The organism is Shewanella sp. 492 (assembly GCF_059338445.1).
The window spans coordinates 2,273,558-2,286,792 of the sequence record NZ_CM181702.1; the positions used below are offsets into that span (position 1 = coordinate 2,273,558).

General features: G+C 46.2%; 8 protein-coding genes. 4 read left to right on the forward strand and 4 right to left on the reverse strand.

Annotation, left to right across the window (positions count from 1 at the left end; genetic code table 11):
* Positions 1-706: 706 nt before the first annotated feature.
* Positions 707-1,702: an oxygen-dependent tRNA uridine(34) hydroxylase TrhO gene (gene trhO, locus AC5YBX_RS10225; RefSeq protein ID WP_494523610.1), complete on the reverse strand. Its 996-nt coding sequence runs from the start codon at positions 1,700-1,702 to the stop codon at positions 707-709.
* Positions 1,703-2,047: 345 nt separating this feature from the next.
* On the opposite strand from trhO, the gene AC5YBX_RS10230 reads away from it, so the two are divergent.
* From AC5YBX_RS10230 to ilvN, 4 genes are all read left to right on the forward strand, one after another.
* Positions 2,048-2,728 (forward strand): glutathione S-transferase, encoded by a 681-nt coding sequence (locus tag AC5YBX_RS10230; protein WP_494523611.1) that lies wholly within the window; start codon positions 2,048-2,050, stop codon positions 2,726-2,728.
* Between the two features lie 206 nt (positions 2,729-2,934).
* A complete protein-coding gene (locus tag AC5YBX_RS10235; protein WP_494523612.1) occupies positions 2,935-4,182 on the forward strand; it encodes a multidrug effflux MFS transporter in 1,248 nt (415 codons plus the stop codon).
* A 435-nt stretch (positions 4,183-4,617) separates the two neighbouring features.
* Positions 4,618-6,339: an acetolactate synthase 3 large subunit gene (locus tag AC5YBX_RS10240; protein ID WP_494523613.1), complete on the forward strand. Its 1,722-nt coding sequence runs from the start codon at positions 4,618-4,620 to the stop codon at positions 6,337-6,339.
* Complete coding sequence (gene ilvN / locus AC5YBX_RS10245; protein WP_475514157.1) at positions 6,339-6,833, forward strand: acetolactate synthase small subunit; 495 nt, start codon at positions 6,339-6,341, stop codon at positions 6,831-6,833. The genes AC5YBX_RS10240 and ilvN overlap by 1 nt, the downstream gene beginning before the upstream one ends.
* Before the next feature lie 188 nt (positions 6,834-7,021).
* Here the strand turns inward: ilvN and AC5YBX_RS10250 are convergent, their stop codons facing one another.
* The 3 genes from AC5YBX_RS10250 to purF all read right to left on the reverse strand — a co-directional run bounded on the left by AC5YBX_RS10250 (position 7,022) and on the right by purF (position 13,202).
* Positions 7,022-9,025, reverse strand: a complete 2,004-nt coding sequence (locus tag AC5YBX_RS10250) for a DNA topoisomerase III (protein ID WP_494523614.1) — start codon at positions 9,023-9,025, stop codon at positions 7,022-7,024.
* 359 nt (positions 9,026-9,384) lie between these two features.
* Entirely contained in the window at positions 9,385-11,502 is a 2,118-nt protein-coding gene (locus tag AC5YBX_RS10255) for a methyl-accepting chemotaxis protein (RefSeq protein ID WP_494523615.1), read from the reverse strand.
* Between the two features lie 185 nt (positions 11,503-11,687).
* Positions 11,688-13,202 carry an amidophosphoribosyltransferase gene (purF, locus tag AC5YBX_RS10260; protein WP_494523616.1) on the reverse strand — a complete coding sequence of 505 codons (1,515 nt, stop codon included), beginning with the start codon at positions 13,200-13,202 and terminating at the stop codon, positions 11,688-11,690.
* Positions 13,203-13,235: the final 33 nt, after the last annotated feature.

Consider the following 13,235-nt stretch of genomic DNA (forward strand, 5'->3'; position numbering starts at 1 on the left):
TCTATTATGTTGCCTAGCAGTATTTAGTCTGGCACCAATGTTATGTCGAGCCTAATAACTAACGCAGATAGCTTGTACCTTTGCAGCCACCTGTTAACTTCATATGCAACGCTTGTTGATACCGATAGGCCAAAGAATGGATTAAATCATCAGGAATATTACTTAGCCTGCTAAGCATTGTATTTACTTAGCAGGCTAAGTAAATAGGTGCAGCAAAAAAAATGTAGTCATCATAAGAGTCACTAGCAAATAAAACACGCGGCTTCGTCTAGTTAGCCAACAGTAAGTGTTATTGAACTTAAACGGTGTGAGCTGCCTATTCAATTAAATGGTAAGCAGTAATTTGATGTAAGAGCAGACTTAATACACAATCGCTAATGGGAACGGTAGGTACACTGAAACAAGGTGATGGCTCACGTTTATGTTGCCATACAAAGAAAAAGCGAGCATTGCTTAATACAATACCCGCCTTAGTTTCTTACTAAAAACGCTAATAGTGGCAGCCTATCAACACCAACCCATAAACCACTATTAACCCTGCTGGAGATACAGAGTTGTCGCCCGATGCAACTTATCTGTAGCAGTAAATTCAGTATAGCCACTGTAGACAAAACGCCAATGCTCATTACAAAAAAATCTAAATAAGCACAGTTTTATACCGTTCGCTAATACCACGGCCTATTCACAGCGGGCAAAGCTAGAGAGATCAGCCTTTATCGCCTTGGCGTTCATCCTGTTGGCCCTGCTTCAAGGCCAATTTATGTAAACGGCGCTGCTCAATCACAGAGTTAACGTCACTACCAATATGAGACTCACCGCGAGCATTAGCCAACTGAACTTGGCGCTCGCGCTCCGCAAAACGCTCACGCTGTTTGTCCGTTACTTTATCGACACAATGTGGGCAGCTGATCCCTTTGACATAATGCTCACTGGCTTTATCAGCCTCGGTGATCGGTAAGCGACAGGCATTACATTGATCGTATTCACCCTTTTCGAGTCGATGATTGACTGACACACGGTTGTCGAAGACAAAACATTCACCCTGCCATAGGCTTTCTTCAGGCTGTACCTCTTCTAAGTATTTCAGCACGCCGCCTTCAAGGTGGTAGACCTCATCAAATCCCTGCTCTTTTAAGTAAGCGGTCGACTTTTCACAGCGAATACCGCCAGTGCAGAACATGGCGACTTTTTTATGTTTAGTCGGATCAAGATTTTCCTTCACATAATCAGGAAACTCTCTAAAGGTTTGTGTCTTTGGGTCAACCGCATGCTTAAACGTACCAATGCTTACTTCGTAGTCATTACGGGTGTCGATAAGGAGGACATCCGGATCTGAAATCAGTTGGTTCCAATCTTTTGGCTTAACATAGGTACCGACCACTTTACGCGGATCGATCCCCTCAACGCCCATAGTGACAATCTCTTTTTTAAGCTTCACTTTGGTTCGATAAAAAGGCATTTCAGCATCAAATGATAACTTGTAGACAATATGGTCGAGCCCTGGCTGCTGCTCTAACCACGCCAAGAGTGAATCGATAGCCGCTTGTGTACCGGCAACGGTTCCGTTGATGCCTTCGCTGGCTAATAACAAGGTGCCTTTGATGCCCACTGATTCCATTTGAGCCAATAACGGCTGTTGAACTTCGGCAAAATGAGGCAGAGATACAAATTTATATAGCGCACAAACAACGACTTGAGACATACTTTCCTCTATATGCTGGCTGAGGCGTAATCCCCAGTGCATGTAAACCGCCTAAAAATGTGATTTCAGGCGCAAAATTGGAGCGTGATTCTACCTAAATCACACTCGAATAAACAGGCACAAAGAGTAAGGTTATTGCAAACAACCAGATCAAATCCGCAGGTTAACGACAAAGTGCACGCCCTCACCTTACCCCAAAAGTATTCCACCGTTATAAACGCCTCGCCCCTATTGGTCTATAGCCAGGGCCGACACGCAATGACAACCTCAGCCATAAACAATTGGGATTTTATTTGCGATCTGGCTCAAAACAGTGAAAATAGTCACTTAAGAAAGGAGAGAGTTATGCCCCGCGTCACCTTATATTCATTTCGTCGATGCCCTTACGCTATGCGCGCTAGACTCGGATTATGGCTTGCACAACGCACGGTCGAGTTACGTGAAATCATCTTAAAACATAAACCTCAGGCCATGCTTGAAGCCAGCCCGAAAGGCACTGTACCCGTGTTAATCCTGCAAGATGGCACTGTTATCGATGAAAGTCTCGATATTATCAATTGGGCATTACAGCATAACGATCCTTTAGATTTACGCCGCTTGGACCAACCAACACAACAGGCGTTAACTGAAGCGCTTATCCAGCAAAACGATCATGACTTTAAGCCTTACTTAGATAAATACAAATACGCCGATCGTCACCCAGAGCAACAAGCAGAGGATTATCGAGAGCAAGGGGAGCATTTTATTGCCAGGCTCGAGCAGCAACTGCAAATCGGTCCCTATTTACTTGGCGAACGGTTGAGCCTCGCTGACATCGCTATTTTTCCGTTTATTCGTCAATTTGCCCATGTCGACTTGCCTTGGTGGCAGCAAGCGCCCTACCCCAAGGTGCAAACTTGGTTGCAAACGCTGCTTAATAGCGAAATGTTTAACGCTATCATGGTCAAATACCCCACCTGGCTCGACAGTGGTGAGGCGGTTATTTTTACAGGTGACCCCTTGTTCTTAAAAAGTAAGACGCAATAAAAAAGCCCAAATAAAGCATCCATTCATCCGCGCTCCCTCGCTGACAATTATTCACATAGACGTCCCCTGTTAATAAGGTTATATCGCTCACAAACCGTTAGCCAAATGGGGGCGCGATCTCGTACAATCATTCATCTTCCTCGATAACGCTTAACCAAGCGTTATCCGCTGCAATGTTAATTAATTTCGTATCACAAGAGGTATCAGTGAACACAGCGTCTGTCCCACCATCGCACGACAAGGCTTGCGTGACTCATTTAAATTTAACGCTATTGATCCCCATGCTAGCGGCGATTGTTGCGATTACGCCACTGGCTATCGACATGTATTTGCCGGCGATGGCAACCCTTGCATTGAGCTTTAATTCAAGCATTACCACAGTACAGCAATCACTAAGCCTCTATCTGGCGGGTTATGCCCTTGGCATGCTCACCTTCGGCCCAATCGCCGACAAAGTAGGTCGCAAGCCATTGGTGATTATTGGACTTAGTGGCTTTATGTTAGTGAGTCTTGGCTTAGCCTTTGTGACGAATGTCGAGCTGTTTTTAAGCTTACGCTTTTTACAAGCCTTTATCGGCGCTGCAGCAACGGTTGTGGTACCCGGTTATATTAAAGAGGTATATGGCAAAAATACTGCTAAAGGGATGTCGTATGTCAGCTTGATCATGATGCTAGCCCCGCTTATCGCCCCCACGATAGGCAGTATTATTTTAGAGCTCGGAGACTGGCATTTAATCTTTTTTACGCTGAGCGGTTATGCACTCTTATTGTTGCTATTAGTCATAACCAAACTCAAGATGCCCAGTGATGAGCGCAGTGCGCAGCGCAGTCAAAAAAGCTTCTTTGGCGCCTATGCTGTGGTGTTTACTAAGCCCGGAGTTAAACTCAATTTGGCCAGTGGCGTACTCACCTCGTTTGCTTTTTTCTGTTATTTAACCGCCTCGCCCTTTGTCTATATGGAGGTATTTGGTTTAGATAAGTCACTGTTTGCAATGCTATTTAGCACTAATGTCGGCGCACTGATGTTAGCGAATGTGGTCAATAGCAAAATTGTGGTGAAATATGGCTCACGACGCATGCTCAAAGTCGCCACCCTGCTGGCAAGTGTCGCTGGAGTTGCACTGCTTAGCGTTAACTTAGCCGATTTAAGTTATCACTACACCGTCGCCATGTTGATCCCGTTAATGGGCTGCTTAGGCATAATGTCGGTTAATGCCGATGCCATAGTGCTGATGAAGTTTCAGCAAGAAACAGGCACGGCAACTGCAGTTATCGGCACCTTACGCTTTGGTTGCGGCGCATTAGCCGGTCCCTTGCTGGCGCTGTTTTATACAGGCACTGCGGTGCCCTTTGCCGCGCTGATGTTAGCCGCGGTGATATTGGTGGGCCTATGCCAGTTTTTAGCCCATCACATAAACTCGGCTTCCGATAACGAACCAGAACAAGCTGAATAACTTAATCCCCCTCAAGCTGGGGGGATTCTGCCTATGAGCCTGGTGCATCATAGGCCTCAAACTATAGACTCAAATCATAGATCCCAAACCATCATCTCAAACCTTGCCCCTAAAAAACCATAGACCCAAAACCTTGCTCCTATTTAAGGTCAACGGCAGTATTAACTGCTGCGCCGCCCGCAACCAAATGGCAACAACCCACCCGATTTATTTTCATCTACTTAAAATATTTAAATAAAACGCTTGATTTAACAGCACTATTTTATATGATGAAATTCTGCTCGATAACGGCAGTCACTCAAGCTAACAGGCTAACACATTGATGTACGAGTGATTAACGAGTTTGAAGTACCCTTCAAGCTTATCATTTCAAGCGATTACCGTCGCTGTTGCAAGATACTGCATACCGTAGCGGTAACTATTGAGGGATCAACAATGGAGAAGTTATCCGGCGCCAGCATGATCGTCCGTTCACTTATCGACGAAGGCGTTAAACACATTTTCGGCTACCCTGGTGGCTCTGTTCTCGACATCTATGATGCCTTGCATCAACAATCTGGTATCGAACATATCCTTGTTAGGCACGAACAAGCCGCCGTGCATATGGCCGATGGTTACGCACGTGCAACGGGCGATGTGGGAGTGGTGCTGGTGACCTCTGGCCCAGGTGCGACCAATGCGATTACCGGAATAGCCACAGCCTACATGGACTCTATTCCATTAGTAGTGTTATCAGGACAAGTGCCCAGCAACCTTATCGGTAATGATGCCTTTCAAGAGTGCGACATGATTGGTATTTCACGGCCTGTGGTAAAGCACAGTTTCTTAGTGACCGATGCTAAAGATATTCCAGAGATCATCAAAAAAGCCTTTTACATTGCCGCGACAGGCCGTCCAGGCCCCGTCGTCGTCGATATCCCCAAAGATTGCTTGAACCCACAGATATTGCATGACTATCAATATCCGCAAGAGATCAATATGCGCTCCTACAATCCGACGACCTCGGGCCACAAAGGCCAAATTCGTCGCGGTTTACAAGCACTGCTCTCGGCAAAAAAACCTGTGCTTTATGTGGGCGGCGGGGCGGTTATCGCTGGCTGCGATCAGCAAATTCTTACCCTATCTGAAAAACTGGGGATCCCAGTGGTGAGCACGCTAATGGGGCTGGGTGCCTTTCCTGGCACCCACGATAACAGCGTCGGCATGCTCGGTATGCATGGCTGCTACGAAGCGAATATGACCATGCACCACTCAGATTTAATCTTTGGCATTGGGGTACGATTTGATGATCGCACCACTAACGCCGTTGAAAAATATTGCCCAAATGCCACGATTTTACACATCGACATCGATCCGTCCTCGATTTCTAAGACAGTACATGTGGACATCCCCATCGTCGGCTCGGCAGACAGTGTACTGGATAATATGCTAGCGCGCCTGGCAGAAGACAGTCAGCTTGATAACGATAAAACAGCGATTGACCAGTGGTGGAGCCAAATCAATCAATGGCGCTCACGGGACAGCTTAGCGTATGACAAAACCAGTGGCCGAATTAAGCCTCAACAAGTGATTGAAACTCTGCATAAGTTAACCAATGGCGATGCCTATGTAACCTCTGATGTAGGTCAACATCAGATGTTTGCTGCGCTTTATTATCCCTTTAATAAACCCCGTCGTTGGATAAACTCTGGCGGCTTAGGCACCATGGGATTTGGTTTGCCGGCGGCGATGGGCGTAAAAATGGCAATGCCAGATGAGACAGTGATCTGCGTGACAGGCGATGGGTCGATACAGATGAACATTCAAGAGCTATCCACCGCCTTGCAATACGATACGCCAGTTAAAATTATCAACTTAAACAATCGTTTTCTTGGCATGGTTAAGCAATGGCAAGATATGATCTACTCAGGACGTCACTCTCACTCCTATATGGATTCGGTACCCAATTTTGCCAAAATTGCCGAAGCCTACGGTCATGTGGGCATGACCATTAGCGATCCTGCAGAGTTAGAGGCTGGCCTAGAAAAGGCACTGGCGATGAAAGATAAACTGGTCTTCGTTGATATTAGTGTCGATGAAACTGAGCATGTTTACCCTATGCTTATTCGCGGCGGGGCGATGAATGAAATGTGGTTAAGCAAAACGGAGAAAAGCTAATGCGTCGTATTATTTCTGTGTTACTTGAAAACCAACCCGGCGCATTATCTCGTGTAGTCGGCTTGTTCTCCCAGCGTGGCTACAATATTGAGAGTTTAACCGTTGCACCGACTGATGATGTGACCCTATCGCGTTTAAACATCACAGTGGTGGCCGACGCCGCGGTGTTAGAACAGATAGAAAAGCAGCTGCATAAACTTATCGACATCTTAAAGGTCGCTAATATCACCGAGTCCAGCCATATCGAACGCGAACTGGCGTTAGTGAAAGTTAAAGCCAAAGGCGCTGGACGCGCCGAGGTGAAGCGCACTGCCGATATTTTTCGGGGTCAGATAGTCGATGTCACCGCCGAGCTTTACACCATACAGATGACCGGCACCACAGAAAAACTTGACGCCTTTATCAGTGCTATCGGTGAAGTCACCAAAGTGATTGAAGTCTCTCGCTCTGGGGTCGTTGGTTTGTGCCGCGGCGAAAAGTCGATGCGAGCCTAAACAGCTTCTGTCGAAAGGCTAAGTAAGATCTCTCACAAAACAACGCCAGCAATCTCCAGCTGGCGTTTTATTATCTTGTTTGCATGTAGTCTTTTATATACATAAATTCAGCTGAGCCACTAGGTTAAGACAACACAGCCACAAAGACAAAGTGGGCTGTAGAGCGGGTTATTATCTCAAACTCAATGTTAACTTTTACCTTGTGGCTTCACCTTGTTACGACTGCTGCGCCCACTTGATTTTTTACCGGCCAAGGTGCTGGCTTTAGCTGAACTTGCCTTACCACGGCGCTTGTTAAACTGGCCACTCGGGGCTTTAACCCCTTGCAATGATGCGGGTAATTGAGCACCAGCTTGGGCAATTAACTGCTTGAGCGAGTCGACTAATGGCGTCATAAAACTCTGATACTTTGCCTCTTTACGACAAATGGCATCGAGGTGACTTTCCCATAAGGCCGTCATATCGGGCGAAGTGGCTGAGTCTGGCAAACTGTTTATCAGCCCTTTACCGACCTCGGTCGCGACAATCGATTTACCTTGGCGTTGTAAAAATCCACGTTTAAACAGCAACTCAATAATGCCTGCGCGGGTCGCCTCTGTGCCTAAGCCATCGGTATCTTTTAAGATTTTACGGATCTCAGGGTCGGTCACATAGCGATTAATGCCGGTCATCGCCGCCAGCAGGGTTGCATCCGAAAACGCTTTCGGCGCTTGGGTGTTTTTCTCGACTAACTCCGCCAGCCCCGAACGTAGCGTTTGCCCCTTAATCAAAGGTGGCAACTGCTGCAACGTATCGGCCTCATCCTGCGGTGCCGCTTTGCTTGACGATGCTGCGGGAAACAGTTGTTTCCAGCCAAGTGCACGGTCTTGCTTGGCTTTAGTGGTGAAGCGTCCCTTAACAATCTCCACTTCAACCTGAGTTTCATGATACCGATAAGGTGGATAAAACTGGGCTAAATATTGCCTCGCCACATGCAGATAAATTTGTTGCTCAGCCTGATTCAAACTGCCTAAGTTAGCGCATTTTTCTGTTGGCACAATCGCGTGGTGCGCATCAACCTTGCTGTCATTCCACGCCTTCGATTTTATCTTTGGATCAGGCGATTCAATGCCTTGGACTAACTCAGGTGCGCCGCCAATGATGGCTTTAATCACACTGGGCGCCAACGCCAACTGCTCTTTAGGTAAATAGCGACTGTCTGAGCGCGGATAAGTGATCAGCTTATGGCGTTCATACAGCGACTGGCAAGTATCGAGCACCGTCTTTGCACTCATACCAAAGCGTTTAGCCGCATCAATTTGCAGTGATGACAAGCTATAAGGTAGCGGCTGATGTTGTTGTTTATCTTTACTGTTAAGCCCAGTAACCACGGCAGTTTGATGGCTGATACGGCTGATCACATTTTGGGCTAAGCCTTTAGATAGCACACGCCCTTCATCATCCATGTAGGGCAAGCAGGCTTCACTGGGTTGCCATTTGGCTTTAAAGCTTTGATCTTTGTCTGTGGTTAAATGAGCCAATACCTCATAAAACGGTTTACTGACAAATTGCGCTATCTCGGCATCGCGGCGAACCACTAACCCAAGCAGTGGGGTTTGTACTCGGCCAACCGACAACACGCCTTGATAGCCCACTTTGCGCCCTTGAAGGGTATAAGCTCGGGTCATGTTCATGCCATAGAGCCAGTCGGCGCGTGAACGCGCTAAGGCTGAGGTAGACAGCGGAATAAACTCGCGATTACTGCGCAACTGACCTAAAGCGCGTTTAACCGCTTGTGGATTAAGATCGCTCACTAATAATCGCATGGTCTGATTAAGCTTATCGCCTTTGACCCCAAGATGCGCAATCACCTCATCCACCAGCAACTGCCCTTCACGGTCTGGATCCCCTGCGTTGACTAACTGAGATGCTTGTTTTACTAGGCCACGCAGCACGGTTAATTGGCTGCGCGTTTTCGGCTTAGGTTTCATTTTCCATTGGCTAGGAATAATAGGTAAGTGTTCAAACTTCCATGATTTATATGCACTGTCATAGGTATCGGGCTCCGCTTGTTCAAGCAAGTGGCCGATACACCAAGAGACACAATCCCCGTTAGCCGCGGTAATGAAACCGTCGCCTTTTTTTAGCGGTTTTGGTAATACATCAGCAATGGCTCTGCCAAGGCTGGGTTTCTCGGCGATATATAAAATCATAGCACTCAGTTAGCCAGGATAAACAACTGTATAAATTAACAGTAACTTTAACCTAAGTCAGATCAGGCTGCAAATGTAAAACAGGATAAAGTTGCACTGAGGAGTCAGCCTATGACCCAAAGATACGAATTAAGTTCAGCGGATATGGCGATAAGGTGTAGGGCGATTTAAGATCAAGTACAATAGAGGAGAAGAAGCTCGTGCCAATGCAGCTGACTGGCTTTGTCGGGTAAAAGAGCCATGACAAACTAACAAATATAGTGCTGTAGCGTGATGTAAGTATCATTAGCCTTAATGGCCTAACCGTAAGCACAATGCTCACGGTTAGGCAGGTATACAGCGTGAACCTTATGTGGTGATTAGGTTTTGAGCTTACCTAATTGTTGATGCTGCTGCGTCACCAGTTCGGCTAAGCTAACACTACTTTGCTGCGCCTCATCGGCAAGTCGTGCCAATTCGGCTGCGGAATCAGAAATACCTGTAATGTTGCGATTAACCTCTTCCGTCACCGCGCTTTGCTCCTCTGCTGCTGTTGCAATATGAGTCACTTGGCTCGACACCTCCTCAATTTGACCAACGATGGTATTGAGCGAGGTTAAAGCGGACTCAGTTTGCTCAACGGCGCGCTGCGCCCCCTCCACACCTTGATCGATAATATGCGAAGCACTTTTAACTTCTTGCTGCAGCGAATCGATCAATTTACCAATTTCATCGGTTGAGGTCTGGGTTTTTGACGCCAGTGCTCGCACTTCATCAGCCACCACAGCAAAACCTCGACCTTGTTCACCCGCTCGCGCCGCTTCAATCGCCGCATTTAATGCCAGTAAATTTGTCTGTTCAGCAATCGCGCTAATCACCTCCAAGATCTTACTGATATTGGTACTACTCTCTGCCACTTTACTCACTGCTTCCTTCGCTAATAAGGACTCATGAGACATGGTCGTCACATAATTCATCGCTTGACTAAGGCTGTCTTCACCCGCTTTAGCATTGGCATTCATCGCCTCAGTTTCCATCGCGGTTTGCTCTGAGGCTTTAGCCACCTCAAGGGCGGTTGCGCTCATTTCATTGACCGCGGTGACAACACTTTCAATTTCGCTATATTGACGATTAACACTCTCACGGGTTTGCTGGGCAATATTGGCAGTAGTTTGGCTCTCATCTTGTGAGCGTTCAGCCAGTACTTTCATCTCGCCAATGAGTAAGCGCAATTTAGTGATAAAACTGTTAATGCCGCCCCCTAGCGCAATCAATTCGGCGTGAGATTCCACATTGATGGTTTGGGTTAAATCACCTTCAGCACTGGCTAAGTTCTCGACTCGAGTTTGGATCACTTTAAGAGGCGCGATAATGTTGCGAATAACAAGGCTAATGGTTACCACCGCAATCACAGACACAATACTGCCAATGATCAACAACAAACTACCAAGCGATGAAGCCATTTCGGTCATCGCCTTATCCATTGCGATGGCTTCTTTAAACACATCTTGTTTTGCTACTTCAATCAATAGCTCCCATTGTACATCGGCCAACGGAATACTAATGGGGTAGGCAACAACAATATTATCACCCACATCTAAATAGCCACCATTACGGTGTAAAGACAGATATTGCTTAGCTAACGCGCTATCGATAGATTCTGCTAATGGACGCGCTTTTTTACTGTAATGACTCGCTGCAACCACTAGGCCCTTAGCACTAACTAGAGTGACCTTGGCGTTGCCGTTATATAACTTTTGCGATAGTTCATCGATCATCGTTTGGAAGATAGGTAAGTTTACATCGGCACCTACCACCCCTTTAAACTGCCCCGCCACTACGACTGGTGAGATAAGCGATGTCATTAACTCATTTTTACCTGGGCTGATCTCATAGAGATATGGCTCCATTAGACATGGCTTTTTGGTATCACGGGCACACAGATACCATTCAGCCTCTCTGAGACCAAATTCATTTAATGTCTCAACATACTTTTCTTCGGCGTCAGTCACTGCTGAGTGTTCGATACTGCCATTATCGGTGCGAGTATAATCGATCTCCATGCTACCCGCGTTAGGTACACTATGACTGGCACCATAAAAAAATTCGCTGTCTTTAGTATCGTAACCATTGGGTTCAAACTGGGCATACAAAGAGGACAATTGACTATTTTTTTGTAAAGAGCCCATGATAGTCATTTCGACACTGTCACGGCTTAATGGGCTTTGTACTGATGTTTGTTCAAGCAAGCCTGACAAAGCATAAGGCACACGATAAGCCTCGTTAATAAAAGCGGCCACTCGCTCACCATACTCACCGGCTCTTGCCGTCAGTTTATAGCGAGTTTCTTTCTTAATCGACTCTTGAACTTGCTCCGCTAACACGGCATTTTTATCACTTAACGACCACCAAAGACTCAGTGATAGTATCGCCACAATAATTAAAAACAGGGCTGAGGTGATCCACAACAATTTAGTACTTATGGATAATTGCTTCATTCAGTGCTCCTAGGCAAAGCAGATATTTCATTAAATAAGAGGCATTAGGCTATTGATTAAAAATAGCACTGCAGCGATAAACGATCATAAAGATCAGTAATTTCTCATCCAATGAGAAAAAACCGACTTACAAAGAAATCGGTTTTTGATGACACAGCCAAAGAGCAATATATTACAGGCTCATATTAAGGGTGACATACATTATGCAGCTCGAGATTTGTTCCTATATCTTTGATACGATTTGCTTTTGCATCATCATTTCGCAGTTGAGTCAGATGATCTAAATAAGCTTGGTCGACATCATTAGTAATATAATGCCCATCAAAGACTGAGGTTTCGAAACGTTTAATATCGGGGTTTTGTTGACGTACGGCTTCAACTAAATCATCGAGATCTTGGAAAATCATACCATCGGCACCAATCAGCTTGGTGATTTCCTCCACATCGCGACCATGGGCAATCAGCTCACTGGTGGTTGGCATATCGATACCATACACGTTTGGAAAACGGATTTCTGGGGCCGCTGACGCAAAATACACTTTTTTGGCGCCAGCTTCACGGGCCATTTCGATGATCTGTTCAGAAGTCGTACCACGCACAATAGAATCGTCCACCAGCAGTACGTTTTTACCTTGAAACTCAGCATTAATGGCATTGAGCTTACGACGCACCGATTTCTTGCGCTCCTGCTGACCCGGCATAATAAAGGTGCGGCCGATATAACGGTTTTTGACGAAGCCTTGACGATAAGGCAAGTCTAAATTACGCGCGATTTCAAGTGCGATATCACATGAGGTTTCAGGAATGGGGATCACCACATCAATATCATGGTCTTCCCACTGCTTCTTAATTTTTTCGCCAAGCATGGTGCCCATATTTACACGGCTGCCATAGACTGACACTTTATCTATAGTCGAATCTGGGCGAGCAAAGTAAACATATTCAAAAATACAAGGCGAATAACTCGGTGAAGGTGCGCATTGGCGGGTATAGAGCTGACCATCGAGCGAGATATAAATCGCTTCACCAGGGGCAACATCTCGCACCGTTTCAAAACCAACCGCATCGAGTGCCACACTCTCAGAGGCAACCATATATTCAGTGCCCTGCTCCGTTTCATGCTTACCCAGTACTAATGGTCTTATGCCGAAAGGATCTCTAAAAGCGACTAGGCCTTGGCCTATGATCATCGCTGCAACCGCGTAAGCACCGCGCGTCAGATGATGAACATTAGTGATCGCTTGAAACACTTCGTCCGCGGTAAGAAATTGGCTTTGCGTAGTTTGTAATTCATCGGCAAGTAGATTGAGTAGGACTTCAGAATCAGAAGTGGTATTAACATGGCGACGCTGTTTAAGTAAGCGTTCTTGTAACTCTAATGTATTGGTTAAATTACCGTTGTGGGCGAGCGAGATACCAAATGGCGAGTTAACATAAAACGGCTGCGCTTCAGAGGCACTCGAACTACCTGCGGTAGGGTAACGCACATGCCCAATCCCCGCATTACCTTGCAGACGTTGCATATGCTTTGGCTCAAAAACGTCTTTTACCAGACCATTTGCTTTACGCAACCTAAATGCATGCCCGTCCACGGTTACAATGCCAGCCGCATCTTGGCCACGGTGTTGTAATACAGTTAACGCATCATAGATTGTCTGATTAACCGGTGTTCGGCCAACTATTCCGACGATACCACACATGGGTAGGTTTCCTCATTGTAAGATGTTCTAATC

Excerpts from the sequence above, each read along its gene's own strand:
- AC5YBX_RS10255 (WP_494523615.1), bottom strand. The coding sequence starts at position 11,502 with ATGAAGCAATTATCCATAAGTACTAAATTGTTGTGGATCACCTCAGCC.
- AC5YBX_RS10230 (WP_494523611.1), top strand. The coding sequence starts at position 2,048 with ATGCCCCGCGTCACCTTATATTCATTTCGTCGATGCCCTTACGCTATG.
- trhO (WP_494523610.1), bottom strand. The coding sequence starts at position 1,702 with ATGTCTCAAGTCGTTGTTTGTGCGCTATATAAATTTGTATCTCTGCCT.
- AC5YBX_RS10250 (WP_494523614.1), bottom strand. The coding sequence starts at position 9,025 with ATGATTTTATATATCGCCGAGAAACCCAGCCTTGGCAGAGCCATTGCT.
- ilvN (WP_475514157.1), top strand. The coding sequence starts at position 6,339 with ATGCGTCGTATTATTTCTGTGTTACTTGAAAACCAACCCGGCGCATTA.
- purF (WP_494523616.1), bottom strand. The coding sequence starts at position 13,202 with ATGTGTGGTATCGTCGGAATAGTTGGCCGAACACCGGTTAATCAGACA.
- AC5YBX_RS10240 (WP_494523613.1), top strand. The coding sequence starts at position 4,618 with ATGGAGAAGTTATCCGGCGCCAGCATGATCGTCCGTTCACTTATCGAC.